This is a genomic window from Paeniglutamicibacter terrestris (assembly GCF_012271785.1).
GTDB classification, from domain to species: domain Bacteria; phylum Actinomycetota; class Actinomycetes; order Actinomycetales; family Micrococcaceae; genus Paeniglutamicibacter; species Paeniglutamicibacter terrestris.
Genome location: NZ_JAAWVT010000001.1, coordinates 231,497 through 257,987, shown reverse-complemented (window position 1 = coordinate 257,987; position 26,491 = coordinate 231,497). Strand labels below are relative to the sequence as shown.

General features: G+C 60.4%; 26 protein-coding genes. 18 read left to right on the top strand and 8 right to left on the bottom strand.

The features are described from left to right. Nucleotides 1-43: 43 nt before the first annotated feature. Nucleotides 44-514, bottom strand: coding sequence for a hypothetical protein (locus tag HED64_RS01195; protein WP_168150302.1), 471 nt, complete (start codon nt 512-514; stop codon nt 44-46). Nucleotides 515-687: 173 nt separating this feature from the next. On the opposite strand from HED64_RS01195, the gene HED64_RS01190 reads away from it, so the two are divergent. Further along, complete coding sequence (locus tag HED64_RS01190; protein ID WP_168150301.1) at nt 688-1,200, top strand: hypothetical protein; 513 nt, start codon at nt 688-690, stop codon at nt 1,198-1,200. 74 nt (nt 1,201-1,274) lie between these two features. Here the strand turns inward: HED64_RS01190 and HED64_RS01185 are convergent, their stop codons facing one another. Next, entirely contained in the window at nt 1,275-2,648 is a 1,374-nt protein-coding gene (locus tag HED64_RS01185) for an aspartate aminotransferase family protein (RefSeq protein ID WP_168150300.1), read from the bottom strand. Between the two features lie 25 nt (nt 2,649-2,673). Beyond that, nucleotides 2,674-4,167, bottom strand: coding sequence for a CoA-acylating methylmalonate-semialdehyde dehydrogenase (locus HED64_RS01180; protein WP_168150299.1), 1,494 nt, complete (start codon nt 4,165-4,167; stop codon nt 2,674-2,676). Between the two features lie 117 nt (nt 4,168-4,284). Here HED64_RS01180 and HED64_RS01175 point away from each other — a divergent pair, with 117 nt between their 5' ends. Next, nucleotides 4,285-5,934, top strand: coding sequence for a PucR family transcriptional regulator (locus HED64_RS01175; protein ID WP_168150298.1), 1,650 nt, complete (start codon nt 4,285-4,287; stop codon nt 5,932-5,934). Nucleotides 5,935-5,956: 22 nt separating this feature from the next. Here HED64_RS01175 and HED64_RS01170 read toward each other — a convergent pair whose 3' ends face one another. Next, nucleotides 5,957-7,906, bottom strand: coding sequence for an acyl-CoA dehydrogenase family protein (locus tag HED64_RS01170; RefSeq protein WP_168150297.1), 1,950 nt, complete (start codon nt 7,904-7,906; stop codon nt 5,957-5,959). 168 nt (nt 7,907-8,074) lie between these two features. Continuing rightward, nucleotides 8,075-8,272 (bottom strand): hypothetical protein, encoded by a 198-nt coding sequence (locus HED64_RS01165; protein ID WP_168150296.1) that lies wholly within the window; start codon nt 8,270-8,272, stop codon nt 8,075-8,077. A gap of 323 nt (nt 8,273-8,595) precedes the next feature. Here HED64_RS01165 and HED64_RS01160 point away from each other — a divergent pair, with 323 nt between their 5' ends. Continuing rightward, complete coding sequence (locus HED64_RS01160; protein WP_168150295.1) at nt 8,596-8,880, top strand: cupin domain-containing protein; 285 nt, start codon at nt 8,596-8,598, stop codon at nt 8,878-8,880. A 106-nt stretch (nt 8,881-8,986) separates the two neighbouring features. On the opposite strand, the gene HED64_RS01155 is transcribed toward HED64_RS01160, so the two are convergent. Together HED64_RS01155 and HED64_RS01150 are read right to left on the bottom strand one after the other, a co-directional pair. After that, nucleotides 8,987-10,393: an aspartate aminotransferase family protein gene (locus HED64_RS01155; protein ID WP_132359237.1), complete on the bottom strand. Its 1,407-nt coding sequence runs from the start codon at nt 10,391-10,393 to the stop codon at nt 8,987-8,989. Next, nucleotides 10,390-10,827 (bottom strand): Lrp/AsnC family transcriptional regulator, encoded by a 438-nt coding sequence (locus HED64_RS01150; RefSeq protein WP_132359235.1) that lies wholly within the window; start codon nt 10,825-10,827, stop codon nt 10,390-10,392. Before HED64_RS01150 ends, HED64_RS01155 begins: the two co-directional genes overlap by 4 nt. Nucleotides 10,828-11,143: 316 nt before the next feature. Between HED64_RS01150 and HED64_RS01145 the strand changes: the two genes are divergently transcribed. From HED64_RS01145 to rpsN, 8 genes are all read left to right on the top strand, one after another. Continuing rightward, nucleotides 11,144-12,379 (top strand): polyamine ABC transporter substrate-binding protein, encoded by a 1,236-nt coding sequence (locus HED64_RS01145; protein ID WP_210149150.1) that lies wholly within the window; start codon nt 11,144-11,146, stop codon nt 12,377-12,379. Between the two features lie 333 nt (nt 12,380-12,712). Beyond that, nucleotides 12,713-13,867 (top strand): ABC transporter ATP-binding protein, encoded by a 1,155-nt coding sequence (locus HED64_RS01140; RefSeq protein WP_168150294.1) that lies wholly within the window; start codon nt 12,713-12,715, stop codon nt 13,865-13,867. After that, nucleotides 13,864-14,808, top strand: coding sequence for an ABC transporter permease (locus tag HED64_RS01135; protein ID WP_168150293.1), 945 nt, complete (start codon nt 13,864-13,866; stop codon nt 14,806-14,808). The genes HED64_RS01140 and HED64_RS01135 overlap by 4 nt, the downstream gene beginning before the upstream one ends. Before the next feature lie 11 nt (nt 14,809-14,819). Next, nucleotides 14,820-15,617, top strand: a complete 798-nt coding sequence (locus HED64_RS01130; protein ID WP_168150292.1) for an ABC transporter permease — start codon at nt 14,820-14,822, stop codon at nt 15,615-15,617. A gap of 99 nt (nt 15,618-15,716) precedes the next feature. Further along, nucleotides 15,717-16,190, top strand: coding sequence for a MarR family winged helix-turn-helix transcriptional regulator (locus tag HED64_RS01125; protein WP_168150291.1), 474 nt, complete (start codon nt 15,717-15,719; stop codon nt 16,188-16,190). A 373-nt stretch (nt 16,191-16,563) separates the two neighbouring features. Beyond that, the gene (gene rpmB / locus HED64_RS01120) at nt 16,564-16,800 is read left to right on the top strand and encodes a 50S ribosomal protein L28 (RefSeq protein ID WP_132359223.1); all 237 of its coding nucleotides are present in this window, start codon (nt 16,564-16,566) and stop codon (nt 16,798-16,800) included. Continuing rightward, nucleotides 16,800-16,967 (top strand): 50S ribosomal protein L33, encoded by a 168-nt coding sequence (rpmG, locus tag HED64_RS01115; protein WP_068733060.1) that lies wholly within the window; start codon nt 16,800-16,802, stop codon nt 16,965-16,967. Before rpmB ends, rpmG begins: the two co-directional genes overlap by 1 nt. Nucleotides 16,968-16,969: 2 nt before the next feature. Beyond that, nucleotides 16,970-17,275: a 30S ribosomal protein S14 gene (rpsN, locus tag HED64_RS01110; RefSeq protein WP_132359221.1), complete on the top strand. Its 306-nt coding sequence runs from the start codon at nt 16,970-16,972 to the stop codon at nt 17,273-17,275. Between the two features lie 84 nt (nt 17,276-17,359). Here rpsN and HED64_RS01105 read toward each other — a convergent pair whose 3' ends face one another. Next, complete coding sequence (locus HED64_RS01105) at nt 17,360-18,007, bottom strand: DnaJ family domain-containing protein (RefSeq protein WP_168150290.1); 648 nt, start codon at nt 18,005-18,007, stop codon at nt 17,360-17,362. A gap of 196 nt (nt 18,008-18,203) precedes the next feature. On the opposite strand from HED64_RS01105, the gene HED64_RS01100 reads away from it, so the two are divergent. The 7 genes from HED64_RS01100 (at nt 18,204) to HED64_RS01070 (ending at nt 26,443) form a co-directional block, all read left to right on the top strand. Then, nucleotides 18,204-19,184: an SDR family NAD(P)-dependent oxidoreductase gene (locus HED64_RS01100; protein ID WP_168150289.1), complete on the top strand. Its 981-nt coding sequence runs from the start codon at nt 18,204-18,206 to the stop codon at nt 19,182-19,184. A 321-nt stretch (nt 19,185-19,505) separates the two neighbouring features. After that, nucleotides 19,506-19,790, top strand: a complete 285-nt coding sequence (locus HED64_RS01095) for an HU family DNA-binding protein (protein WP_132359215.1) — start codon at nt 19,506-19,508, stop codon at nt 19,788-19,790. A gap of 187 nt (nt 19,791-19,977) precedes the next feature. Beyond that, nucleotides 19,978-20,613 (top strand): hypothetical protein, encoded by a 636-nt coding sequence (locus HED64_RS01090; RefSeq protein WP_168150288.1) that lies wholly within the window; start codon nt 19,978-19,980, stop codon nt 20,611-20,613. A 58-nt stretch (nt 20,614-20,671) separates the two neighbouring features. After that, nucleotides 20,672-21,277, top strand: coding sequence for a copper resistance CopC family protein (locus tag HED64_RS01085; protein WP_168150287.1), 606 nt, complete (start codon nt 20,672-20,674; stop codon nt 21,275-21,277). A gap of 144 nt (nt 21,278-21,421) precedes the next feature. Next, the gene (locus HED64_RS01080) at nt 21,422-23,530 is read left to right on the top strand and encodes a bifunctional copper resistance protein CopD/cytochrome c oxidase assembly protein (protein WP_342590622.1); all 2,109 of its coding nucleotides are present in this window, start codon (nt 21,422-21,424) and stop codon (nt 23,528-23,530) included. After that, nucleotides 23,520-24,338 (top strand): hypothetical protein, encoded by an 819-nt coding sequence (locus tag HED64_RS01075; RefSeq protein WP_168150286.1) that lies wholly within the window; start codon nt 23,520-23,522, stop codon nt 24,336-24,338. The genes HED64_RS01080 and HED64_RS01075 overlap by 11 nt, the downstream gene beginning before the upstream one ends. Nucleotides 24,339-24,487: 149 nt before the next feature. Next, nucleotides 24,488-26,443 (top strand): NHL domain-containing thioredoxin family protein, encoded by a 1,956-nt coding sequence (locus HED64_RS01070; protein WP_168150285.1) that lies wholly within the window; start codon nt 24,488-24,490, stop codon nt 26,441-26,443. Nucleotides 26,444-26,491 lie beyond the last annotated feature (48 nt).

The window sequence follows — 26,491 nt, the reverse complement described above, 5'->3', positions numbered from 1 at the left end:
ACTCCATGGGACTGGTCTGGAGTACCAGCAGTGAGGTATTGAATCAACGAAGATTCAGTGCAAGTTTCACGGTATGGTGCCCATCCTCGCTGGCTGCAGGTTCCCCGAGTACTGGGTGTCCTACTGCATCAAAGGAGACGTCAATGCCGTATCCCCGAACGCCGTTTGCATCCGTGAGGTCGACCTTCGCCGTTGAGCCATTCCATAAGGTCATCGACACATCGGTGACCACGTAACGCGTTTGGACGTTGGCCACCAAATTGGCTGCAGAACTCTTCCACCCCACAGAGGCAATGACAACACAGAGCAGCACCATCAGTAGTCCGATCCCAGCGAGACTGGACTCGATGGCAATATCGCGACGACGCACGTAGGTTCGAGAGTTCTCGGTGTCCTTGCGGTATTTTCTGAGCCGATACAGTGCATGCATCCCCAGGGGGATGGAAAAAACCGTCAGGATGACGGCCACGGCAAGAATGATCTGCGGTGTTGTGAAGTCGACGGGTTGGTACATTTCACCATGCTAACAACCGTATGGTTTTCGTGGCATCGACCTTAAGACGTATTTCTGGCCGTTCGATGAATTGTGTCTTGCTGTGCCTTAGGCTCGTTAAAAGAATCGTGAAGGCGAGAGGCGAAAACCCTTTGCGACCTCATCTGTTTACCACGAGGGCGGAGAATCTCCACATGAAAAAATTCGGGACAAAAGAGGCGTTGGCACCCATACTGGTGCTTTGTCTTGGGACTCTGCTAGCCGGCTGCACCACGTTGACCGACGAAGCGCCGGAGCCAACAGCATCGGCGCCCGCCACGGCACCACCAGCGCCCACAATCGAGGCAACCCCCGAATGGGAATCTACGCAGTTCGTCGATGTCACGACCGGTGCTGTCGTCCTCAAACCATTAGCCGGGCAAAAAGCGGTTCTCGAGACTATGGGTTCCGGCGACGCAGGTGCCGCTACGGAATCGATGCCGAAGGGTGAAACCTTCGTGATGTGGACTTGTACGGGAACCGGACCGATCTCCGTCAGCACGAGTGATGGAGCACGGGTTGAGGGCGAGTGCGGCGACAGCGACGCGGGACACGTGAGCATGAGTAGCTTCGTGAATCACGAGGAGGGGAAGTTCGAGGTGGAAGTTAAAGCCGATCCCCGGGTGAAATGGCAGGTACTGGTGACCCAGAAGGAAGCCAAGGGATAGCGTGGCCCTCAAACGAGTGGCCGCATCCGGAAGTTCAACTTCCGGATGCGGCCACTATCGGTTGTGGTGAGCGGTTAGTCGGTCACAAAGGAGTCGGCAACATCCAGTGCCTCATCCAGCATCGCAAGACCGGTACGCAGATCCGCATCGCTGATGTTCAGCGGCGGAACCACATGGATGCGGTTGAAATTCACAAACGGCAACATGCCAGCCTTCTTTAGCGCAGCGGTCACGGCAGCCATGGCCGGCGATGAGCCTCCGTAGGGTGCCATGGGCTCGCGGGTCTCACGATTGGTGACTAGTTCCACCGCCCAGAAACAGCCGGTGCCGCGCACGTCCCCCACGGACGGGTGCTTGGCCTTCAGCTCGGCTAGGACCGGGCCGATTATCTGTTCACCGAGGCGCGCAGCATTTTCCACCATGGATTCGTCCTTCATGGCATTGATGGTGGCTACGGCCGCGGCGCAGGCCAGCGGGTGCCCCGAGTAGGTCAGCCCACCGGGGTAGGGACGTTCCCGGAACGTTTCGAAGATCGCGTCGGAAATTGCCACACCACCCAGCGGCACGTAGCCGGAGTTCACTCCCTTGGCGAAGGTGATCAAATCCGGGGTGATATCCCAGTGGTTGATGGCGAACCACTTGCCGGAGCGGCCAAAGCCGGCCATGACCTCATCGGCGATGAAGATGATGCCGTACTTGCGGGTCAGTGTCCGCACGCCTTCCATGTAGCCGGCCGGCGGGACGTAAATGCCGGCGGTACCGGGGATAGATTCTAAGATCAGTGCCCCAATATTTGCCGCTCCCTCGAGAGTAATCAGATCCTCGAGATGGCGCAGCGCGCGCTCAGTTTCCTCGGCCTCCGTGGTGGCAGCAAAGTATGAACGGTAGGGATAAGGAGGCATGAAGTGCACGACCCCGGAATCTCCCCGGTCATTGGAGAAACGGCGGGGATCCCCGGTCGCGTTGATAGCCAATTGGGTGCCTCCGTGATAACTACGGTAGGCCGCCAGCACCTTGTGCTTACCGGTGTGTAGACGGGCCATGCGAATGGCATGCTCCACCGCATCCGCACCACCATTGGTGAAGAACACATGATTCAAGTCCCCGGGTGTCAGCTCGGCGATCAGCCGGGCTGCCTCCGAACGGGCATCGTTCACGTGCTGCGGAGCAATGGTGCACAACTTACCCGCCTGCTCCTGAATGGCGGCAACGACCTTAGGATGTTGATGGCCAATATTGGTGTTCACCAGCTGGGAGGAGAGATCAAGGAGTTTGTTCCCCTCCCCGTCCCAGACCCAAGAACCCTCGGCCTTCAGGATGGTCATGGGGTCAAACGGTCCCTGGGCCTGCCAAGAATGAAAGACGTGCTCGCGGTCCAACTCGTGGGCGCGTTTCCCGACGGCGATCTGTTCCGAGGTGATGGAATCGGTGGCTGCAACTGTGCTCATGATGGATCCTTCCACAAGGGTGGTTTTAGACGTTCTGCGGGAAGCCGAGGTTCAGCCCGCCGTGGCTGGGATCCAGCCAGCGGGAGGTGACGACCTTACCGCGGGTGAAGAAGTTCACACCCTCGGAGCCATAGGCGTGGGCGTCACCAAAGAGCGAGTTCTTCCAGCCGCCAAAGGAATAGTAGGCCATTGGTACGGGGATGGGCACGTTGATGCCAACCATGCCGACCTGGATCTCGTTCTCGAAGCGGCGGGCAGCCCCACCATCGTTGGTGAAGATGGCAGTGCCGTTGCCGTACGGGTTGGCATTGATGGTGTTGATGCCTTCATCAAAGGAATCCACACGCACCACCGAGAGGACCGGGCCGAAGATCTCGTCGGTGTATATCGACATGTCCGTTGTGACGTGATCAAAGAGCGTCGGGTTCAGGAAGAATCCATCACCCTCGGCATCTGGATCCACCGTCCGCCCATCTAGGACCATGGTGGCACCTGATTCCTCGCCAGCGTCAATGTAGCCGGCGACCTTGTCCCGGTGTGCCGCGGTCACCAGCGGGCCCATATCGCAACCGCGCATCCCATCACCCACACGCAACGTGGCTGCACGCTCGGCGATCTTGGCCACCAGTTCATCGGCGATCGAATCGATAGCCACGATTGCGGAGATGGCCATGCAGCGCTCGCCGGCGGCACCGAACCCGGCGTTCACGGCTGCATCGGCGGCCAGATCCAGGTCCGCGTCGGGCAATACCAGCATGTGGTTCTTCGCCCCGCCCAGGGCCTGGACCCGCTTACCGTGCGCTGTGCCGGTGGCGTAGACGTACTGGGCGATCGGGGTGGAACCCACGAACGAGACCGAGGCAATGCGCTGATCGGTCAGCAGGGTGTCAACGGATTCCTTGTCCCCGTGAACCACATTGAATACGCCGTCGGGAAGCCCTGCTTCCTTCCAGAGCTCGGCCATCCACTGGGCTGCCGTCGGGTCCTTTTCGCTGGGCTTGAGGATGACGCTGTTCCCGGCGGCGATGGCGATGGGGAAGAACCACATCGGGACCATGGCCGGGAAGTTGAAGGGGGAGATAATTGCGGCAACTCCCAGGGGCTGACGGATCGAGTGCACATCAATCTTGGTGGAGGCATTCTCCGTGTAGCCGCCCTTGATCAGATGCGGAATGCCGCAGGCGTACTCAACAACTTCCAGTCCACGGGCAATCTCGCCCATGGCGTCGTCAAGCACCTTGCCGTGCTCGGCGGTGATAATAGCAGCGAGTTCACCCTTGCGCTTGTTCAGCAGCTCGCGGTAGTTGAACAGGATCTGCGAGCGACGAGTCAGCGAGGTGTCGCGCCAGGCGGGGAACGCGGCGTGGGCCGCGGCGATGGCTTCCCCGGTGGTGGCCGCGGAAGCCAGGGCAACACGTGAAGAGACCTTGCCGGTGGCTGGATTCATTACGTCGGCAAAACGTGAATCGACGGGGACGTCCAGGGTGGTTCCGTTGATCCAGTGGGAGAGGGTCTGCATGTCGTGTGAGCCTTTCAAAGCGAGGGGAATCGGTATTGAGTCAATTGTGTCGCCCGAAAGAGCCCCGCAACACCGCCAACCTGTAACGCCTTAGGGTCCAAGCAATACACTTTGTCCATGACTTTCGCCATCAGCCAGCAGAAGCCCGCGATTGCCGGGACCGTGAGCATAAATCGGATCCTTGACCTGCCCGCCGTTGCCGCGGGGGAACCCGAGGTGCTGGCGGGTGCGGAGCTGTTGGACAACTCCGTGCGCTGGGTGCACGTGGCCGAAACCCCTGATCTTGCCGAACTGCTCTCCGGCGGGGAGCTGGTCTTGACCACGGGAATGGCCTTCGGCGAGGCCGGGGCCGGGGTCGCTGGATTCCTGGCCCAGGTGCGGTCCGCGGGTGCGGCCGGGCTCATCGTCGAATTGGTAACTGGGGTGGCCAACGAGAGTGACGCTTCGGTTGCCGCGTTGCGGCAGCTGGCACGGCAAAGCGACTTTCCCGTCATCTTGTTGAAGCGACGCGTGCGCTTTGTTGAGATCACCGAGGTGGTGCACCGGATGTTGGTCGCCGACCAATTTGCCGCGCTGGAACGCTCGCGGATGATCCACGAGGTCTTCACCTCGCTCAGCTTGCAGAACGAGACCGAGGACGGGATTGTGGCACGGGCCGCCGAACTTATCGGGGCGCCGGTGGTCCTCGAGGATGTGGCTCACCTAGTTCTGAGTTTTGCGTCGGGTCCGGCTCCCGATGCTGCGTTGCTTTTCCACTGGCCCGAACGCTCGCGCCGGGTGGGGTACCTAGATAGCACGGGCCGCGGGGCCGGGGAGGAAAGCTGGCTCCAGACCCCGGTCGGCATCCAAGGACAACGCTGGGGCCGACTCGTGGTTCCCGGCGCACTGGAGACTGACCCGGATGCGGCCATGGTGCTTGAACGCGCCGGGCAGACGCTGTCCATCGCCCGACTGGCCGGACGCGATCAAAAAGAACTGCTGCACCAGGCCAGGGCGGGACTGCTGCACGAACTTCGCCAGCAGCACGCCCTCGGGGAGAGTGAGGTGTTGATCCGCGCCGGCGCCCTGGGCCTGGCTGAGTCTGCGCACTACGTCCCGGTGGTGTTCCGGCTGGATGAACGGCCTGATCAAACGCCCACGGGCGTGCAGCTGCGCGAGCGCGCTCTCTTGGACGCACTGAACGTCGTGATGAATTCGGCCAGGACCACCGCTCTGGCCGCGAGTCTGCAAAGCGGCCAGATCGGCATGCTGTTGGGCGTGGGCGCCAAACAACTGGAGGAGCCGCTGCTGGAGCGGATCTGCCGACAGCTGGCACGGGAGCAGGACGTCGTGGACTGGTCGGTCGGTGTGGGGCGCGGGCACAAGAACCTTTCCGAAGCTGCTCACTCGCTGGCCGAGGCGGCCCAGGTGGCCGAGACCGTGGCAACCTTCGACACCCGGGCCCGGCCCTTCTACCGCTTTGCCGACGTGCGACTGCGCGGACTGCTGGCGCTGATGCACGAGGATTCGCGTCTGAAGTCCTTTGCCGAGGCCGAGCTGGCCGGCATCCTGGACCCGCTCGACGAACCCGCCCTCGAATTGCTCGGCCTCTACCTGAAGCATGGCGGCAACAAGTCGGCGTTGGCCCGCACCGGCTTCCTCAGTCGGCCCGCACTTTATGCACGCCTAGGGAAACTCCAAGACAAGCTCGGGGTTTCCCTCGATGATGCCGAGTCGCGGACCTCCCTGCATGTTGCGTTGCTGTGGCGCTCCTTGGCCGGGGCCTAGCCTGGTAGTGCTGCCCCGGCGGCTAGTGGCCGTAGGGACGCCGCATGTCCGGCATTCGCTCGGTGGACCACTGCGCGATCCATTCGCCGGTGCCTTCCGAGGTATCCAAGACGCCAGCTTCTAGCCAGGTGAAGTCCCCGGCGAGAACCTTCTTGGACAACTTCCGATCGGTTGTGTCGCTGTTCGCCCATAGGTCCCGGAATAGGGTTTCGCAGCGGTGCTCGGACTGTTCGCAGAACGCCAGGGCCAGCAGCTCGGCCGAGGTCGCGTTGGCCGGGTCGCTCGTGCGCATGAGTTCCACGCGGGAGATGCAGGCGGCCATGGCAAAGAGTTCGGCACCCAGATCGACCACCCGGCCTAGGAACATCTGGTGGTTTTCCATGGAGGCCTGCCAGGTGGCCATTCCGGCGAAGGTATGGCGGGCCAGCCGGCGCGAGGCTCGCTCAATAAAACGCAGGTGCTTGGCCAGTCGACCGTGCTGTGCATAGGAATTGGGCAGTAGTCCCGAGCCCACGGCGAGTTTGGGAAGCCATCTGGCGTAGAAGCCGGAGGCACCTACCGCGGCCTTGGCCTTGGCCGCCATATCGGAGTCCTTCTCTGCCAGTGCGCCAGCCGCCCTCAGGTGGGCATCCACTGCCTCGCGGGCGATCAGCAGGTGCATGATCTCGGTCGAACCCTCAAAGATGCGGTTGATGCGTAAATCTCGCAAGAGTTGCTCCACCGGGACAGCACGTTCACCGCGAGCCCGCTGCGAGGCGGCCGTCTCATAACCGCGTCCGCCACGGATCTGCAGCAGCTCGTCGGCGATCTTGTAGGAAACTTCCGAGGAGAAAAGTTTGGCCAGTGCCGCCTCGATGCGCACGTCCTTCATGCCCGCGTCGGCCAGAGAAGCGGAAAGTTCGAAGACCGCTTCAAGAGCGAAGGTACTCGCTGCAATGTAAGCGATCTTCTGACCCACTGCCTCATGTTTCCCCACGGGCTTTCCCCATTGGATCCGGGCGTTGGACCATTCGCGGGCAATTTTGAGGGACCACTTTCCCGCACCGGCACACATCGCAGGTATCGAAAGTCGACCGGTGTTCAGCGTGCTCAAGGCAATTTTGAGGCCAGCTCCCTCCTTGCCCAGACGGTTCTCCGCCGGCACCACCACATCACGGAAGCGGGTCACGCCGTTTTCTATGCCGCGTAAGCCCATAAAGACATTGCGATTTTCCACGAGGATGCCTTCGGAGTCTGCTTCCACCACGAAGGCGCTGATGCCGCCGCGGGCGGTGGTTCCGTCCACTTGTAGGTGGGCAGGCACCGCCGCCATGACTACTAGCAGCTCGGCCACCACCCCGTTAGTCGTCCAGAGCTTGGCGCCGTTGATGGTGTAGCTGCTGCCGTCTGCCGAAAGCGTGGCGGTGGTGCCCAGCCGGGCGGGGTCGGAGCCGACGTCATTTTCGGTCAGCAGGAAGGCCGAGATGGCACCCTTGGCGCAGCGGGGGAGGAACGCCTGCTTCTGCGCATCGGTGCCAAACATCTTGACTGGCTCCGGAACGCCGATGGATTGGTGGGCTGAGAGCAGGGCTCCCAGGCTGGGGCTGAGGGTCCCCAGGAGCATCAAGGCTCGTCCATAGTCGGCCAGATTCAAGCCAAGGCCGCCGTATTGAACCGGAATTTTCATGCCGAAGGCGCCGACCTCGCGCAGGGCGTTGATGTACTCGTCAGGAATCCTGGCTTCACGCTCGATGATGGCCGGGTCAAAGTCCTTGATGGCCGCGCGCAATCGAATCATGAAGGCTGTCCCGCGTGCTGCCGCCTCGGGGTCGGGGGTGGGGTGCGGGTGAATCAGCTCCCAATCAAAGGTGCCCATGTACAGGCCCTTGGCGAAACTTGGCCGATCCCACTGTTGTTCGCGTGCCGCTTCCGCCACCTGGCGCGCCACCTTCTCATCAACGCGTTGGCCAATATGAGTTTCATCAATGCTCATGGCACTTCTCCCTGGTTGAATACCAAGGGCCTGCCCTGCGGACTGACAAGCCCCGATGTGTTGCGCTCAGCCTAGTCGCGGGTTCCGATTGCCGATAGGGGAGTGAGGGTTCGTTGTGTTTCTAGGCTGTTGGATAGCAGCTGCTGGCACTTGGCGATGAAGAGATTCCTATCCGGTGCTGTTCCACAAAAGCCGGTCAGAGACAACGGTGTAGGAAGTTCCGTTTGAGTCTAGGAAGAGTTCGTGTTGATCTGTCCACCCCGACTCGTCGCTGATGCCGTTATCTTGCGTGGTGAGTGAGGTATTGATGGTGACGGTCGCGATGATCTGTTCCCCTTGAAGCCGGGAATCGTCGATCGTGGCCACCTCGGTGAGGACTTCGGCGACGGGACAATTTGCAGATCCCGCACCTTGGCGACAGTCTTAGTCGCAAAACATGAATTGGTCGGGGACCCCCGATATGGAAGGCTTTGGCCACTGAGGTCGGGGAGGATGGCAAGCATCGTGGCCTCGTTCGGATTTTTTGCTTGTGCAGATCTCTAATTCGATTCCTAGTTGAGTCCAAAGATGACCACAAACTCTATGATTGACTCAGATTCAATAGCACCGGGTCCTCCTCAGCTGAAGCGCTGACCGGTATTCAGCTGACAATGGCTCGGGAACCGAATCCTAGAAAGCGAGCGAAATTCATGACACGTCCGGCCGCAATCGCCACCGTCCAGATCGAGAATGAACGCGTTCGAGTCACCGAATGGCGTTTCGCACCGGGAACAGAAACCGGCTGGCACGTCCATCCCACCGATTATGTGGTGGTCCCGATGACCACCGGGGAACTCGGACTGGAATCGAAGGACGGTCTGGTGATGAACTCCCTGCAGGCGGGTGTCTCCTATACCCGGGTCGCTGGCAGCGAACACAACGTCTTCAACGATGGGGCAGCCGAATTCGTCTTTGTTGAGATCGAGTTAAAGTAGTCAACTTTTAGCAGCGCCGGCGGTCTGCACGATGCGGACTCCGAGCATGAAGTAGGGGCGGGAGCATGTCAATTGCGTCCCGCCCCTACTGCTGGCTCATCGTTACCTAGAAGTGGTTTTCCGCCTCGGTAAGCACCGAACGCAGGATCGATTCCATCTGGTCGAACTCCGGTGGGCCCACCGTCAGCGGGGGAGCCAGCTGGATGACGGGGTCCCCGCGGTCATCGGCGCGGCAATAGAGCCCGGCATCGAAGAGTGCGGTGGACAGGAAGCCGCGCAGCAGGCGCTCGGACTCCTCGTCGTTGAACGTCTCCTTGGTCTTCCTGTCCTTGACCAACTCGATGCCGTAGAAGTAGCCAGCACCCCGGACATCACCGACAATCGGCAGGTCCTTGAGCTTCTCCAGGGTCGATTTGAAGATGGGGGCGTTGTCCTTCACCCGCTGGTTCAGGCCCTCGCGCTCGAAGATGTCCAGGTTCGCCATGGCCACAGCGGTCGAGACCGGATGCCCGCCGAAGGTGTAGCCGTGATAGAAGGTGGTGTCCCCGTGCTTAAAGGGCTCGAAGAGTTTTTCCGAGGCGATCATGGCTCCAAGCGGTGAGTATCCACTGGTCAGGCCCTTGGCGCAGGTGATGATGTCGGGAACATAGCCGAAGTCATCACACGCGAACATCGAGCCAATGCGCCCAAAGGCACAAATGACTTCGTCGGAGACCAGCAGTACGTCGTTCTCGTCGCAGATCTCGCGCACGCGTTGGAAGTAGCCCGGGGGAGGAGGGAAACATCCGCCGGAGTTTTGCACCGGTTCTAAGAAGACCGCCGCCACGGAATCTGCACCCTCAAACTCGATGGCCTCACGGATACGCTCCGCGGCCCAGAGACCGAAGTCCTTCTCATTATCGGCAAACTGCTCCGGGGCGCGGTAGAAGTTGGTGTTTGGTACTCGGAAAGTTCCGGGGACCAATGGCTCGAACGGAGTTTTCATATCCGGCAGCGAGGTGATCGCCAGGGCGCCCTGCGGCGTGCCGTGATAGGCCAGCGCCCGGGAAATGACCTTGTGTTTACCGGGCTTTCCCTTCAACTTGAAGTACTGTTTGGCCAGCTTGAAGGCCGATTCAACCGCCTCACCCCCGCCGGTAGTGAAGAAGACGCGATTCAAATCGCCCGGCGCATAGTTGGCCAGCCGCTCGGCCAGATCAATGGCCGGTTCATGGGCGTAGGACCATAGCGGCATGAAGGAAAGTTTCTGTGCCTGCTTGGCTGCGGCCTCGGCCAGCTCCACTCGGCCGTGGCCGGCGTTCACCACAAAGAGGCCGGCCAGGCCATCGATGTAGCTCTTGCCGGCATCGTCGTAAAGCATATGACCCTCACCGCGGGTGATGATCGGGATGTGGGCCCCACCCTGCGAAGGAGAGTGGCGGGCCATGTGCATCCACAGGTGATCCCGGGCCGCGTCCTGACGATCGGTGCCCAAAGGAGTGGTGCTGGTTGCTGATTTGCTGGAAATGCTCATCGTGTACCCCAGTTGTATTCCTGTTTACGTAGCGAGAGATACATGAACGTTTCGGTTTCACGTACCCCTTCCACGGATCGAATTTCGGTGATGATACGAAGGAGGTCCTCATCATTGGCGCAGATGACTTCCGCAATGATGTCCGATGGGCCGGCCACCACAACGCAGTAGTCGACCTCGGGTAGGGCAGAGATCCGATCGGCTGTGGCAATGATGTCGCCGGTGGATTTAATACCCAGTAGGGCCTGTCGTTTAAAGCCAAGCTGCAGCGGATCGGTGACCGCGACAATTTGCATGACTTTACTGTCGACGAGTTTTTGGACCCGTTGCCGCACAGCGGCTTCGCTCAGACCCACGGCCTTGCCGATGGCTGCGTAAGAGCGGCGCCCGTCTTGTTGTAATTGCTCAATGATTGCTTTTGACGTTTCATCCATGACAAAGCCATTGGATGAGCCGTGGGGCGCGGATTGGGTCACGTCCTATCGACCTCCTGATCGAACGAATGGGTGGCCTTACTCAGCGGTGTGGCACCACCATGCCGCTGAAAAAGAGCATAGCCCGAAGGAATCAGTTGTGGAAGGGTCTTTTCGCAACGGGTTTCATTTGTTTCAGAAATGTTAATCAACGAAAACTATTGTCAGGGCACGGTATTCCTGACATGATCCTTTTCAAGAGACGCGGTGACTGGTGTCACGCTGATCCAGCGTTACCCACGAGAAGATGCAGGGCCAGCTGAAGGGGAGCTTCAAAATGTCAAAGCAGAATCAGCGTGAAATGCCTCGGGATCCAGCCGTTCGAGCACTGATTGGTCAGATGCAACGCATGCAACTCTCCCGTCGCAAGGTCCTCGCGGGCGCCGGAGGCCTGGGGCTAGCAGCGTTTTTGGCCGCCTGCGGAACCGGCGGTAAGTCCGGAAGTTCTGAATCTTCGAAGGTAGCGGTCACCGACCTGTCCGAGAGCGAGAAGAAACTCGCCTTCGCCAACTGGACGTTGTATCTGGACTACGACGAGAAGACCAAGAAGTACCCCTCACTTCAGGAATTCACCAAGCTCACGGGTATCGACGTGAGCTACTCGGAGGACATCGACGGTAACGACACCTACTACGGGAAGGTTCAGGCTCAGCTTTCGGCCGGCCAAGACATCGGACAAGACATCATCGTCCTCACCGATTGGATGACCGACCGCGTTATTCGCCAGGGGTTCACCCAGGAACTGAACCATGCGAACATTCCCAACTTCAAGAACCTGCTGCCGACGCTCCAAAACGTTGACTTTGATCCGGGACGCAAAAATTCGTTGACCTGGCAGAGCGGCTACGCCGGCATTGCGTGGAATAAGGCGAAGCTCCCGAAGGGACTGCGTAGCGTGGCGGATCTGTGGGCTCCTGAGCTTAAGGGGCGAATCACGGTCTTGGACGAAATGCGAGACACCATCGGTCTGCTCATGCTCCAAGACGGTGTGGACATCGCCGGAACCTGGGGTGACACCGAATTCGCCAAGGCCACCGACACCCTCAAGGCACAGATCGACAACGGTCAAATTCGTCAGGTGAAGGGCAACTCCTATAAGGAGGACTTCATTTCCGGGGACGCCATCGCCGGCATTGTGTGGAGCGGGGATTTGACCCAAATGAACTTCGAGAACAACGACCAATGGGAGTTTGTTATCCCGGAGGCCGGTTGCACCTTGTGGAGCGACAACATGATGGTCCCGGTGGCTTCGCCACACAAGACCAACGCCGAGAAACTCATGGACTTCTACTATGACCCGGAGATCGCGGCCCAGGTCGCCGCGTACGTCAACTTCATTTCACCCGTGGCTGGCGCAAAGGAAGCCATGGAAAAGATTGATCCGTCGCTGATGGACAATCCGCTGATCTTCCCCTCCGACGAAGATCTGGCCAATGCCCACGTCTTTAGATCTTTGAGCGCCGAGGAAGAAACGAACTACGGTTCCCAGTTCCAGACTGCGATCGGCGCCTAATGTTGCGGGCCACCCACCAACAACCAGCGCTCCGGCTCGTCCTTGGGGAGAGCAGGAGCGTTCGGAAATCCCGTCGCGCAGTCGTAACCGGATCAGGTGGAGTGGCCCTTGCGGGTGTGGTTCAAGCGCGTGGAAGAGTCGAGCCAGCATCGGCTGAACGGAAGCTGCATCAGAGCCAGCCACCGCACAAAGTCCGGTTCCAGCTGGCCGGGGGATCGGTCAGGACGACATGACCCCGATAGAACCGATGTACGAGTGCCTGATGCGTGAGATGAGTCTTGAAGTCAAAAATCAATTCCAGAACATGTTCCAACCAATGATTGGCGCCTGATTATGACCACCGTGACCACTAACAAGAGTGAGCCCGGCACCACCACGTCCTCGGGCGCAGATCTACACCTACAAAACATTTCGAAACGATTTGTGGATTTCACCGCCGTGGACGATCTGACCCTCACGGTACCCAGCGGTACTTTCTTCGCTCTGCTTGGACCATCGGGCTGCGGCAAGACCACCACCTTGCGCATGATCGCCGGACTGGAACAACCCACCAGCGGCAGCATCAGTATTGGCGGGCAAGACGTCACGAAGCTGCCCTCCTTCCAACGGCAGGTAAATACCGTCTTCCAGTCCTACGCCCTGTTCCCGCACATGAGCGTGTTGGATAACGTGGCCTTCGGTCTCAAGCGCAAGCGAGTTAAGGACACCCTGCAACGCGCCAAGGCAGCCCTGGCCATGGTGGAACTTGAACACATGGCGTCCCGAAAACCCACCCAACTCTCCGGCGGACAGCAGCAGCGCGTGGCACTAGCCCGCGCGCTGGTTAACCGTCCAGCGGTGCTTCTGCTTGATGAACCGCTCGGGGCTTTGGACATGAAGCTGCGCAGGCAAATGCAAGTTGAGCTCAAATCGATCCAGACAGAAGTGGGGTTGACCTTTATCCACGTCACCCACGACCAGGAAGAAGCCATGACCATGGCCGACACCGTCGCGGTAATGAATAAGGGCAAAATCGAGCAGATGGGGGCCCCGCGAGACCTCTACGAATTGCCCAAGACCGCCTTTGTTGCCAACTTCCTTGGCAAGTCCAACCTGATGTACGGGACGGTACTTGAGGATCTGGGTGACGCCGTAGCGGTGGACGCTTCGGGCCACCGGCTCGTCATGCCCAAAAATCGCGCAGTGGCCCACAGCGGTGCTGCGGTGGTGGGGGTCCGCCCCGAAAAGATGCGGGTTATGACCCTAGAAGCCGAGTATTCACCCAGTGCCAACATGCTCACCGGAACCGTCCTTGACGCATCCTTTACCGGGGTCAGCACCGAATACCTTGTTGATGTCCCCGGGATCGGAACCCTAGCAACCTTCTCGCAGAACATGGGCCAGGCTCCTGCACAACGCGGCGAGACGGTGCGCATGACATGGGAGCCGGAATTCTCCTTCGGCCTTGATGGGAATGAAAAGGCCACCGAAGGGAAGGATGCGCTATGACCGCCACCGCCACGCGTCGTGGCGACAAGAAAAAGCAGAAGCTCGAGGACCCACGCAGCACCGAGGAAATCTCAGCGGAGCGTCGTAAGGGCAGAATGGGGCTCTACCTCATCCTGCCGGGCATGATCGTCCTTGCCCTCTTCTTTGCCGCCCCGGTTCTGGTACTGCTGAGCATGTCGCTCAACGCCAAGCCGCCGGGCGGTGAAATCGGCGAGTTTGTCCCCGCCCTAGAATTCGGCAACTATGTCACTGTCATCAGCGCCTATTGGGATGTCTTCCTGCGCTCCTTCATCTTTGCGCTGATCGCCACCGTCGCGGCGCTGGTCATCGGATTCCCCATGGCCTACCTGGTGGCGGTGCGGCTGCGCGGTCGTCAGCTATTGCAAGGCATCCTGTTGGTGCTACTCATTGCACCGTTCTTCTCCAGTTTCATCTTGCGCACCCAGGCCTGGAAGCAGATTCTTTCTGATGAGGGTCCGGTGGTCACCGTCCTGCGGGCCATTGCCATTCTGCCCGCCGACGGACACCTCACCGCCACGGCCTTTGCCGTGGTCTGCGGCTTGACCTATAACTTCCTACCGTTCATGACCCTGCCGATTTACGCGAACCTTGACCGGCTGGACACCAACCTCTTGGAAGCATCGGGAGACCTGTATGCCAGCCCACTGACGACCTTTTTCAAGGTGACGCTGCCGCTCTCTGCGCCCGGCATCTTCGCCGGCACCCTACTGACTTTCATCCCGGCCGCGGGCGACTACGTAAATGCGGCGTTGTTGGGCAATAACAGGGACACCGCGATGATCGGGCAGGTCATTGATTCTCGCTTCTTCAAGATCGTTGATTACCCCGGTGCCTCGGCCTTGAGCTTCATCCTGATGATCCTGATCCTTGCCTTGGTCTTGATCTACATCAAACGCTTTGGCACCAAGGAACTGTTCTAGGGAGGTTTGGCATGAAACGCGTAATTGGACGTTGGTTGATTCCGGTCGCTGGAGGACTGGCCTTTGTGTACCTGTTGGTGCCGATCGCCTATATCTTTGTCTTCTCCTTTAATGACGCGGGCCGGACCAACCTGGAATGGCGGGGCTTCACCCTCAATAACTGGCAAAACCCCTGCGGAGCACCCAACGTGTGCGAATCGCTGGTCAACTCGCTGCAGGTCGGTGTGGTGGCCACGGTGATCGCCACGGTATTGGGTACCTGCATTGCCTTGGGGTTGGTGCGTTACAAGTTCAAGTTCCGCAACACCGCCGATCTCTTGATCATTCTTCCGCTGGCAACCCCCGAAGTGGTCCTGGGTGCTTCATTGCTGGCCCAATTCCTGAACCTCGGTTGGGAACTGGGATTCACCACCATCGTGATTTCTCACGTCATCTTCTGCATGTCATTTGTGGTGGTCACCGTCAGGGCCCGCGTCTCGTCCTTGGATCCACGACTTGAGGAGGCAGCATCTGATCTTTATGCCAGCCCCTTGGCGACGTTCTGGAAGGTGACCTTCCCGCTCTTGCTCCCGGGTGTTGTGGCAGCGGCTCTGCTCTCCTTCGCGATGAGTTTTGACGACTTCATCATCACCAACTTCAACTCGGGAAACTTCTCCACCTTCCCCAAGTTCATTTACGTCTCGGCCACTCGTGGCATTCCCGCCCAGGCCAACGTCATTGGATCGGCAATGTTCCTGCTGGCCCTCGCGGTGGTCATCACTTCACAGGTCATCGCCTACCGCCGACGCAAGGTGCTCGCCGCACGGTAGAGCGAGAAGGTGTTGAGTGCGGCACATTCGCGAAGTGCGCGCTGGGGTGAGAAGGCTCCAAGAACATATGCCGGCGGCTGCTATGCAAAGATAGTTGGCATGAGTGAACAAAAGTGGCTGTCTCCCGTGGAAAGAGAGGCGTGGCTGGCCCTCGTCTCGGTGGCGACATTGTTGCCCGCAGCACTCGACAGCGAGTTGCAGGTCCAGTCGAAGATCACCCTCTTTGACTACAACGTCCTGGCAATGTTGTCCGAGGCGCCGAACCGCGTGTTGCCCATGAGCGAGTTGGCCTCGCGTACCAGCGCTTCACTTTCGCGTCTCTCACACGTCGTCAAGAAGCTGGAGACCCGTGGCTGGGTAGAACGCAGTCGATCCGAGCAGGACGCACGGGTCACCATCGCCCAACTCACCGAACAGGGCTGGGACACCTTGGTATCCCTGGCACCCGAGCACGTTGCCTCGGTACGTCGGCTGATCTTCCAGGGCTTGGATGAGCACGATGTTGCTGAATTGGCACGAATCGGTCGCAAGGTCGTCGTCCAATTGGAGCCTGAACACTGGATCCTGCGTTAGCCAGAAGCAGGCGTGAGGCAGATCGCAGGCTGGGAAGCCAAAAAGGCAGGTTGTCGATTTGGCCCCGGATGTGTTAATCGCCTAGAATGATTAGGCGTTAAGTCGTGCATGCCCAATCGGGTGTGTGCGGTTACCCGTAAAACCGAATATCATGGTCGCCGAGTAGGGAAAAGTACTCATTGACCATGAGGTTCACCGTCTTTCACGCTAAAAAAGGCTCTTCGGTTGGTTCTCACCCAGCCTGGTTACCTTCTGCAGTAATAACGGTGTCACAACTGGTGGCGGGACTCTTATACGCAGATTCAGAGGCAGCAGTTTCCGCTGTATCTGTAAAACGAGTACCGCCAATATTTACTACAACTGAGGAGTGATCATGGCAGCAGTATGCCAGGTGACTGGTGCAGTTCCGAACTTCGGACACAGCATCTCCCACTCGCACCGCCGCAACAAGCGTCGGTTCGACCCGAATATCCAGAAGAAGCGCTACTGGGTTCCGTCCCTGCGCCGCAACGTTACGTTGACCCTGTCGGCAAAGGGCATCAAGCTCATTGACGTTCGTGGCATCGACGCCGTTGTAACCGGACTCATTGCAAAGGGTGTGAAGATCTAGTGGCTAAGGATAAGGACGTACGTCCCATCATCAAGCTCAAGTCGACCGCCGGTACCGGGTTCACTTACGTGACTCGCAAGAACCGCCGCAATGACCCGGACCGTCTCGTACTGAAGAAGTACGACCCGGTAGTCCGCAAGCACGTCGAATTCCGAGAGGAGCGCTAAACATGGCCAAGAAGTCTATGATCGCTAAGAACGACCAGCGTAAGGTCATCGTTGAGCGCTACGCCGAAAAGCGTGCAACCCTCAAGAAGACCCTTGTTGACCCGAACGCAACCGACGAGGCACGCGAAGAGGCCCGCTTGGGTCTGCAGAAGCTGCCCCGCAATGCATCGCCGGTACGTGTTCGTAACCGCGACGCCATTGACGGCCGTCCCCGCGGTACCCTCCAGAAGTTCGGTATCTCCCGTGTTCGCTTCCGCGACATGGCACACCGTGGCGAGCTTCCGGGCATCACCAAGTCTTCCTGGTAAATTCCAGAAGATGTCGAAGGCCTCAACCATTCGTGGTTGGGGCCTTCGGCCGTTTAACGGCTCATAATGTTGTCGAATCCGAGTTCAGCGTTCGGGGTGTGAAGCGAAAAGTCGACGCAACCATCCGCCACGAACTGTAGGTACCGAGTCGATCCTTTCGGTGACGGGCGCCGCGCGGATGGCGGATCGTCGTTCTTCCCAAGCGTTCAGCTCCGCATCGATATCCCGGAGCGCGGTCACCACGGGAGGTCCGCCCAGCAATTGCCGGCGTGCCTCGATGATGCGGGAATTAAAGTCAGCCAGCGCCTCACGGACTGCTTTCTTGTTCGGCAGCTGATCCAAGGTCGCTTCCAACTCTGCATCTTCCTTGCGCAGCATCAATGCCGGGGGACCGAGGCCGCTGACGTTTTCCCGTTCCATGAGCCCCTTCACCCACCAATCGGGATCATTGGTGGTGCCCAAACCGGGAATCGGTTTGCCGGCGTAGGCGAGGTTATCAAAATCCCCGCGGGCAAAGGCAGCGTCAAGGGCGCTGTTGGCGACCTCCCAGACCTCATCCTCGGCATTAAATCGAGGCGTCTGCGGGGGAGTCTGATCGGAGCCGAACCTCCTGCCCGTTTGTTGAGCGTATTCGTCAACGGGAACCGGTTCTGCCTCCGAGTCGCGGGCTAACCGATAGCGGGCCGAGCGCAGGGCTGCTTCACTGTTTTCTTCAAGATTTTCTCTCGACATGTGCTCTTCACACCTTTCGCTACACCAATGACCTTCAGCTTAACGAGGTGTGGACCCCTGGGCAACGAAGGCAACGGACCGGATGCTCGGGTGCGCAATCATCCTGGAGGATCACTGCGGCGAGTTGGCCCCGCCACGACCTCTAGCAGCTGCCAGCACGCGCCGAATCGGCGCCCAGAGGGTAGTTTTAGATAACATGAGCGAGCCTTACAGCACACAGACACTCCGCAGGGCACCCGTCGAGCACAATGCACCGTACCGGGCTCCGGGCGATGCCACTGGGTTGCGAATATTGGTCACCGGAGCGAATGCAGGCATCGGATTCTGGACCAGTCTCCAACTGGCCCAGCGCGGAGCCGAGGTCATTATGGCCTGTCGCAACGAGGCGAAGGCGCAAGCCGCCGCGAGCGCGATCTTGGCGAGAGTACCGAATGCCATCCTCCGACACGTGAGACTGGATGTTTCCAGCCTTGCCTCGGTAGCCAACGTCGTGGAGGAACTGGGAACTCGTGAGCGTCTGGATGTTCTGATTGCCAATGCCGGGATGGTGCACGCGCCACGCACGCGCCAGCTTAGTGTGGATGGCTTGGAACTGGTGGCCGCCACGAACTACTTCGGTCATTTCGCGTTGATCACCGGGTTGCTTCCGGCGCTTGAGCGAGCTGCCGCCGCCCGTGTGGTGACGCTCGGATCACTCGCAACCCTGTTAGTTGGCCGCCCACAGCTGGAGGATGCCCAACTGGTCCGCAACTATTCAGCGTGGCGCGCCTATGCCCAATCCAAGGTGATGACTCAATCTTTCGGTTTTGAACTTGACCGGCGTTTGCAGCTGGAAAAAAGCAGTATCCGGGCGCTGGCGGCACACCCCGGATACTCGATCTCCGGTCGTACCGCTGTGATCGACGGGGTTAACGAACCACGTATTGGCAAACGGGCATTGGCCCTGACCCAAGGTGCGTTCACCCAAGGCAAGAATCAGGGTGCCTGGCCTGTGGTGCGCGCGGCGTTGGATGCACAAGCTTTCAGCGAGGGTGGGCCGGTATTTTATGGGCCGAGGGGATGGGTACGTGGAGGTCCCGTGAGAACGAGACCGGCCTCGATCACCACCGATCGCGCCAATGCAGAACTCATTTGGGAGGCGGCCGAATCGGCCACCGGAATCCGCCTGTTTGGCTAATTTTCACCGTCGGCCATGAGTCTGAGCGAGGCATTGCAAAAGCCAACATGGGGCACAGAGGAGCGCAGTAATTTGGCGAAAAGGTGCCAACGGAGACTCGTCGAGTTTCACCGCCGCAGAGTGCCGTTCGTCTCTCTTTGGCCTCAAAAAATACTGCTAAGAGCGAAAAAGCAGCAAAACTTCAAAAAAAACCCCGGAATTCGGCCCAATTCGGGCGTTTCGCGCAGGATCATTTGGTAAGTTCTCACACAGAAGTCCCCGCGAACGCGAGGCGGCCCGCTCCGTAAAAGGGCGGGAAGATTAAGTCCAGGAGGACATACTTTGGCTATGAACCGTAGTGAACTTGTTGCAGCTGTCGCCGAGAAGACCGGCAACTCCCAGGTAGCCGTAAACGGCGTTTTGGACGCAGTGTTCGACGTATTCGTTTCCCAGATTTCCAAGGGCGAAAAGGTTTCGATCCCGGGATGGCTCGCAGTTGAGCGCACCGACCGTGCAGCTCGCACCGGCCGTAACCCGCAGACCGGCGAAGCCATCCAGATTCCGGCTGGCCACTCGGTCAAGTTGACCGCTGGCTCCAAGCTGAAGGCTGCCGTTTCCGGCAAGTAGTCTGCGCTCGTCGCAACAGCTTCGAAACCGCTCCCTGCACTGGTCCTATGGCCGGGTGGCAGGGAGCGGTTTCCGCGTTAACGAGCTGTCACCTGCATGATAATTCTACGAATCGTAGAATCTAGTAGACTGATTTGCTGGAACCGATGGGCAATACTAGTCCTAGCACCGGGTGGAGGAATGCGGCATGAACGATCACGGCCTGCGCATCATGCGTGGCTGGATTGGTGCGTTCGTTTGCACGAGCCTTGCCGCTGCATCCCACAGCCTTGTGGACGGTGCCAGACCACCGCTGGCGATTCTTGGCCTGATGTTCTGCATCAGCGCAGTGATCTGCACGGCGTTGGCCTCCAATAAGATTTCGCTGCTCCGCACCACCGGGGCGGTGGGTTTGAGCCAAGGCATCTACCACGGCGCCTTCGCCTTGTTCGGCCACCAACACCAGGTCTTCGGAACGCTGAATGCCACCGGGGAGCATGCCGGGCACGCGCAGCAACTCACGCACCTGAGCATCAACAACTCCGTTTCCATCGCGGCCTCCGTTGAACCCGCCACCGGGCTACTCATGCCGTTGGCCCACCTCCTTGCTGGCGCTCTGACGGTGCTGGCCATACGCCGCGGTGAGATCGCCGCCCGCGCAATCGCGCAAGCCATTCTCCTCTGGGTGCCGCGCCTGATCCTCTTTGCCCGTACCATGCAGCTGCCACGCGGCAGCCAGCCGCTGCTGGGCAGCTACCGCCCGTCATTTGTCCTGCGCGACGTGCTGCGTCCCAGTCTTTATCGCCGTGGTCCGCCACGGGGTCCTGCTTTCGCCATCTTGTAAAAGCATTCCCAACCGTCCGCGGCACGACGACGCCGCGGTGAAAAGGACCACAAAAGCCATGACCCATGTAATCCACGCCCCACGCACACTCACCCGCCTCGGCCTGCTCTTCGCAGCGGCCCTGCTGTGCCTGATGACGGTGTTCGGCGTGTCTAGCGCCCAGGCTCACGACGAATTGATTTCCTCGACACCGGCCTCCGGAGATGTACTTAAGGCTGCTCCGAAGTCGTTGGTGCTCACCTTCACTGGAGACATCAAGAAGATCGGCACGATTCTGGAATTGACCGATGAAGCAGGAAAAAGCTTTGACTCGACATTTGCCGTCGCGGGCCGCGAAGTCACGGTCACTCCGACCACGCCGTTGATTAATGGCAGCTACGTGCTCGACGCCCGTGTGGTTTCCTCCGACGGTCACCCGATCAACAAGGAGATCGCCTTCGAGGTCAAGGACCCCGCTGCGGCGGCCAGCTCCGCACCGGCCACAGCTTCGGCACCGGCGGCCGAGCAGGCTCCCGCAGCACCAGCGCCGCAAGCCAGCGAAGACGCCGCCGCTACCCAGCCCTTCGCTGGTATGCCGGCCGGTCTGATCTGGACGATCGCCGGCGTTGCCGTCATCGGGATGGTGCTGCTGGTGCTGCTCAAGGTCCGCCGCCAAAACAAGTAAGTAGCAGCCCCGGGGCCGCCACCGTTGGTGCACCCGGGGAAAGGCGTACGTGCTGCTTCCCGGGCCAACGTGGCACCTGCCACTTTGGCCCGCTCCTAGGTTGAACGGTGGGAGAATGGTCGGGCAGGAAGTTGAAAGGACAACGTGAACACGTCACTGAACACTAAGGCCGACGCCTCAACGGGGCGTTTGTGGCCCCTGCTGACCCTACCGGCACTGGTGGTGGGCATACTGGTGCTGATCACTGCCAGCTATTTTGCCGGCACGGCACAGGCAAGCGAGCTGGGGGACCCCGGTCCGCTGATCCGCTGGGCACTGCCCGCGGCTAAAGCCATTCACCACTCGAGCATGGCCATCACCATCGCCTCGCTGGTCTTCGCGGCCTGCATTCTGCCGCGATCCACCAAACCCAAACGCCCGGTGCCCGGCGAGACCAGCACCGACGGCGGTCAAACCCATCCGGCCTTCGCCCGCGTGATGAACCTTGCCGCGGCCGCCGGAATGCTCTGGACCGTCTCGGCCGCAGCGGTACTGGTGTTCAACTTTTGGGACTTGGTGGGTAAGCCCATGAGTGCAGACCCCAGCTACACCTCCGCCATGCTTGACTACGTCCTGAACATTTCCGTCGGACGGGCCTGGGCTTGGATGATCGTGATCGCTGCGATTACCTCGTCACTGGCCTTCGGTGTCCGCTCTCCAGCCTGGGTCGGTGCTACGGCTGTCTTCTCGCTGGCAGGAATTCTTCCCCTGTCCTTGATCGGCCATGCAGCCGGCGGAGATGACCACTGGGGCGCCGTCAACTCGATTATGCTGCACCTGGTCGGGGTATGCCTCTGGTTCGGTGGCATCGTGGTGCTCGCCGCGCTGGCACCACTGCTGGTGGGTAAGAGTCCCGGACGCTTCTCCGGCCCCCGCCCCATCCTTGCCGGCACGGTGCTGCGCCGCTTCTCGACCTTGGCCACCATCGCCATCGTGCTGGTCGCCGGCTCCGGCGTGGTCAACGCCACCATTCGCATTACCGGGTGGGAGCAGTGGCTCTCCCCTTATGGTCTGCTCGTGATCGCCAAGGCTGTAGCAACACTGGCCCTTGGTGCGTTGGGCCTGGCCCACCGCCGCCGCGTCATCCCTGCCCTTGAAGCGGGGAAAATCGCAGCAACCCGCGCCGCCTGGTTGGTCGTCGGAGCCGAAACGATCATCATGGCCATCGCCATGTCGCTGGCCACCGTCCTGGCCCGCACCGCGCCTCCCACCCCGGATACCGCGCCGGAACTTCCCACACCGGCCCGACTGCTCACCGGCTACGAGCTACCGCCGGAACTCACCACGGACAGCTGGACCCAGGTCTGGCGGATGGACTGGCTGTGGATCGCCATTGCCCTCTTCCTGGCCGTGGTGTACCTCTGGGCCGTGGTGACGGTGCGCCGTCGCGGCGACAAATGGTCGATCCTGCTGACCATTTCCTGGCTTCTTGGCCTCGGCTGCCTCTTCTACTTCACCTCCGGAGCTCTGGCCGTCTACGGCAAGATCCTCTTCTCCGTGCACATGGTTGACCACATGGCCATGACCATGGTGGCGCCGCTGCTGTTGGTCATCGGCTCGCCCGTCACCCTGATGCTCAAGGCCCTGAGCTCACGCACCGATGGGACCCGGGGACCGCGCGAGTGGATCCTGGTGCTGGTGCACTCCAAGTATTCGGCGCTGATCACCAACCCGATCTTCGCGGCAGCCAACTTCGCCGGATCCATCATCATCTTCTACGGAACGGACATCTTCGGCTTCGCCCTGCGTAACCACGTGGGCCACGAACTGATGAATGTGCACTTTTTGATCACCGGTTACCTCTTTGCGCTCTCGATGATCGGCACCGACCCGGTGCCCCGTCGTGCGCCTTACCCGCTGCGCCTGGTGATCCTGCTGGCCACCATGAGCTTCCATGCCTTCTACGGTGTTTCCATCATGAGCTCCACTTCGCTGATGCAAGCCGACTGGTTCGGCAATATGGGACGGACCTGGGGCGTGGACGCACTGGCGGACCAACGCCTGGGTGCCGGGGCCATGTGGGGGATTGGCGAAATCCCGACGCTGCTGCTGGCCTTGGGCGTGATGGTGTCGTGGAACCGCGACGACACCAAGGAAACCAAACGCAAGGACCGGCAGGCCGACCGCGACAACGACGCGGAGCTGCACGCCTACAACGACATGTTTGCCAAACTTAAGCAACAGGATCAGGAGCTGCAGCAACGTGGCCGCTAGGACTAAAATCGGCGCTTTGCGCACCATCTCGCTGGGTGCGGCCCTGCTGCTCGCGCTCTCCGCCTGCTCATCTGGGGACACCAGCCTCGAGCTGCCCAAGGGACACACCCCGGTGAACACCGATGCCCCGGCCAGTGCCCCGGCCAGTGCACCGGCTGCTGCCAGCGCTTCGGCCAGCACTCCCGCTGCCGCCAGCACGGCGGCGAACATGTCCACGGCCGAGCTGGCGGTGGCCTCGGGCATCTCCATGGCCGCGCTGCTGGGCTTCGACCAGGCCCGCGTGATCACCGGGGACGAGCTGGATGCACTGCGCAAGGCTCCGGAAGACACCCTCGGCGGTGTGGCGGTGCTTCCTACACAATGCGGTGAGGTCATCGAGTCGCTGAACTGGTCACCGGTGCAGATGGGCGACGAAGGCGCACGCAGCGACTTCCTCAACACCACCGTTTCGGCCACCGGATCCGTGGAGGTCGCCAAAATCTCGGACCGCTCGGTTCTTGATAAGCACTACGCCACGGCCCTTGCAGTACTCTCCGAGTGCCGAGCTGCAAACATGAATCAGGGCACCGAAACCGGCCCCTTCATCGCGAAAAAGCCGCAGGTTTCCGCTGCCCAAGCAGATTCGGCGATCCTGTGGGAGCGCGGAAACACGGGGCAGGGAATGCGCCAGCAGGCTTTGGTGTTGATCAAAGCCAAGGGAGATTATGTGGCCATGGTGTCCTTCATCGCCCAAGACGGGCTGGAAGCTACCGAATTTAGTGAATTGGCGGCCCAGATCCTGAACGCGGCACTGGTCCAGGTCAACTAGCTCGGTGTTTTAATTCTCAGATCATCGGCCACTACCTGTGGTGATCGACCGATTCGTTACATCGCGTCATTTTCTCCCCTCCCGAGAAGCAACACCGGGATAATTGCAGTACAGCATCGTGTCAGCCGACAAGCTCTAGGAGTACCCCCATGACAGTGACCCCCAGTACCGGAACCGATTCCGTGCGCACCTCCTATAAGGTCCGCGCCTCGGAACTAGTTGGCCGCAATTGGCTGAACACCGGCGGGAAACAACTTTCGTTGCAGGACTTCCGTGGCAAGATCACGATCCTGGACTTCTGGACCTTCTGCTGCATCAACTGCCTGCACGTCCTAGACGAGCTGCGTCCGCTGGAGGCCAAGTACTCCGACGTCGTGGTGACCGTCGGTGTGCATTCCCCAAAGTTTGAATACGAGGCAGACCCCGTCGCGCTGGCCGCCGCGGTGGAACGCTACGAGATTGCGCACCCGGTGCTTGATGATCCCGAGCTCGTGACCTGGCAGGCCTATGGTGCTCGCGCTTGGCCGACCCTGGTGGTTGTTGATCCCGAGGGCTACATCGTCGCTCACCTCTCCGGTGAGGGCCACGCCAGCGGTCTGGAATCCCTGGTGGAAGAATTGATTACCGAGCACGATGCCAAGGGCACTCTGCACCGCGGCACAGGCCCCTACGTGGCGCCGCCGGCACGCGAGGGTAACCTGCGTTTCCCGGGCAAGGCAGTTGCGCTGGAGAACGGAAACTTTCTAGTCGGCGATTCGGGGCACCACCGCATTGTGGAGCTCAGCCAGGATCTAGCCACCGTGGTGCGCAGCTTCGGCTCCGGCACTAAGGGCTACGCAGATGGCGACGCCGACACCGCTCAGTTTAATGAGCCACAGGGCCTGACCCTGCTACCGAGCGATGTGGCCACCCAGCTGGGATACCACGCGGTCATCGCCGATACGGTGAACCACCGTCTGCGTTCGTTGAATTTGGACACCGGAGCGGTGGGGACCCTGGCCGGCAACGGCATCCAGCGCCTGCTCGACGTTGATCAGGCCCGTGCGGCGGTTGACGAAAACGATGCAGAGGGCTGGATCAGCGATCTTGGCAATGCTCCGCTGGAGACCTCGTTGTCCTCCCCGTGGGATGTTTTGTGGAACCAGAAGGCTAACGCCGTCATCATCGCGATGGCCGGCACCCACCAGATCTTCTCCTTCAACCCGGTCACCGCGGTTTTGTCGGTCTTCGCCGGTACCGGCCTTGAGGGCCTTGCCGACGGAGCGCCGGGGGAGAGCTGGTTTGCGCAGTCCTCCGGTCTGGCCAGTGACAAGGAGGGGAACATCTGGGTGGCCGACTCGGAGACCTCCGCGCTGCGCCGTCTGGTCCTCAACGACGAAGGAACAGTGGCGGCGGTAGAGACGGCCATCGGTGCCGGACTCTTCGACTTTGGCTTCCGTGATGGTGCCGCCGCCGAGGCTCGCCTGCAGCACCCGCTGGGTGTCACCGTCCTACCCGATGGCTCGGTGGCGATCGCTGACACCTACAACGGCGCGGTGCGTCGTTATGACCCTGCCACCGCAACGGTCAGTACGCTGGCGCGCGGTCTTAACGAGCCGGCCGATGTGCAGCTTGATGACTCGGTAGACGGGGAACCGGTGTTGTTGGTCGTGGAGACCAACAACCACCAGCTGGTCCGTCTGCCGCTTCCGGCCGAGGCTCTGGTGGTGGACGAGGGAGCGAGCCAGACCCAGCGTCCCAAGACCAAGGTCACCGCGGGAGCTCATGCGCTCACCGTGCGTTTCTCCGCCCCCAAGGGACAGAAGCTTGATGATCGTTGGGGAGATCCGACCCAGCTGAAGATCTCCTCCTCACCGGAGAATTTGCTGCTCTCCGGCTTTGGCACCTCCCCGGGATTGACCCGCACCCTTGAGCTGAACCCGGATGTCAGCGAGGGCGTCCTGCACATCACCGCCCGCGCCGCCTCCTGCGATGGTGAGCCAGGTGGCGAGATCCCGATGCACGCGGCCTGCCACTTGTACCAGCAGGACTGGGGCATCCCGGTGATCTTGGATGCCGAGGGTGAATCCGAGCTGATTCTGGATTTGCGCGGTCTGGATAACTAGGCACCACTGAGCAGTACAAATAAGGCAAGGTAACTCCCCAGTGGGGGA

Bases quoted from the DNA above. Each gene is read 5' to 3' on its own strand.
- HED64_RS01190 (WP_168150301.1), top strand. From the start codon at position 688: ATGAAAAAATTCGGGACAAAAGAGGCGTTGGCACCCATACTGGTGCTT.
- HED64_RS01170 (WP_168150297.1), bottom strand. From the start codon at position 7,906: ATGAGCATTGATGAAACTCATATTGGCCAACGCGTTGATGAGAAGGTG.
- rpmB (WP_132359223.1), top strand. From the start codon at position 16,564: ATGGCAGCAGTATGCCAGGTGACTGGTGCAGTTCCGAACTTCGGACAC.
- HED64_RS01180 (WP_168150299.1), bottom strand. From the start codon at position 4,167: ATGCAGACCCTCTCCCACTGGATCAACGGAACCACCCTGGACGTCCCC.
- HED64_RS01135 (WP_168150293.1), top strand. From the start codon at position 13,864: ATGACCGCCACCGCCACGCGTCGTGGCGACAAGAAAAAGCAGAAGCTC.
- HED64_RS01105 (WP_168150290.1), bottom strand. From the start codon at position 18,007: ATGTCGAGAGAAAATCTTGAAGAAAACAGTGAAGCAGCCCTGCGCTCG.
- HED64_RS01125 (WP_168150291.1), top strand. From the start codon at position 15,717: ATGAGTGAACAAAAGTGGCTGTCTCCCGTGGAAAGAGAGGCGTGGCTG.
- HED64_RS01195 (WP_168150302.1), bottom strand. From the start codon at position 514: ATGTACCAACCCGTCGACTTCACAACACCGCAGATCATTCTTGCCGTG.
- HED64_RS01130 (WP_168150292.1), top strand. From the start codon at position 14,820: ATGAAACGCGTAATTGGACGTTGGTTGATTCCGGTCGCTGGAGGACTG.
- HED64_RS01140 (WP_168150294.1), top strand. From the start codon at position 12,713: ATGACCACCGTGACCACTAACAAGAGTGAGCCCGGCACCACCACGTCC.
- HED64_RS01070 (WP_168150285.1), top strand. From the start codon at position 24,488: ATGACAGTGACCCCCAGTACCGGAACCGATTCCGTGCGCACCTCCTAT.
- HED64_RS01145 (WP_210149150.1), top strand. From the start codon at position 11,144: ATGTCAAAGCAGAATCAGCGTGAAATGCCTCGGGATCCAGCCGTTCGA.
- HED64_RS01155 (WP_132359237.1), bottom strand. From the start codon at position 10,393: ATGAGCATTTCCAGCAAATCAGCAACCAGCACCACTCCTTTGGGCACC.
- HED64_RS01150 (WP_132359235.1), bottom strand. From the start codon at position 10,827: ATGGATGAAACGTCAAAAGCAATCATTGAGCAATTACAACAAGACGGG.
- HED64_RS01185 (WP_168150300.1), bottom strand. From the start codon at position 2,648: ATGAGCACAGTTGCAGCCACCGATTCCATCACCTCGGAACAGATCGCC.
- HED64_RS01100 (WP_168150289.1), top strand. From the start codon at position 18,204: ATGAGCGAGCCTTACAGCACACAGACACTCCGCAGGGCACCCGTCGAG.
- HED64_RS01085 (WP_168150287.1), top strand. From the start codon at position 20,672: ATGACCCATGTAATCCACGCCCCACGCACACTCACCCGCCTCGGCCTG.
- HED64_RS01090 (WP_168150288.1), top strand. From the start codon at position 19,978: ATGAACGATCACGGCCTGCGCATCATGCGTGGCTGGATTGGTGCGTTC.
- HED64_RS01160 (WP_168150295.1), top strand. From the start codon at position 8,596: ATGACACGTCCGGCCGCAATCGCCACCGTCCAGATCGAGAATGAACGC.
- rpsN (WP_132359221.1), top strand. From the start codon at position 16,970: ATGGCCAAGAAGTCTATGATCGCTAAGAACGACCAGCGTAAGGTCATC.
- HED64_RS01175 (WP_168150298.1), top strand. From the start codon at position 4,285: ATGACTTTCGCCATCAGCCAGCAGAAGCCCGCGATTGCCGGGACCGTG.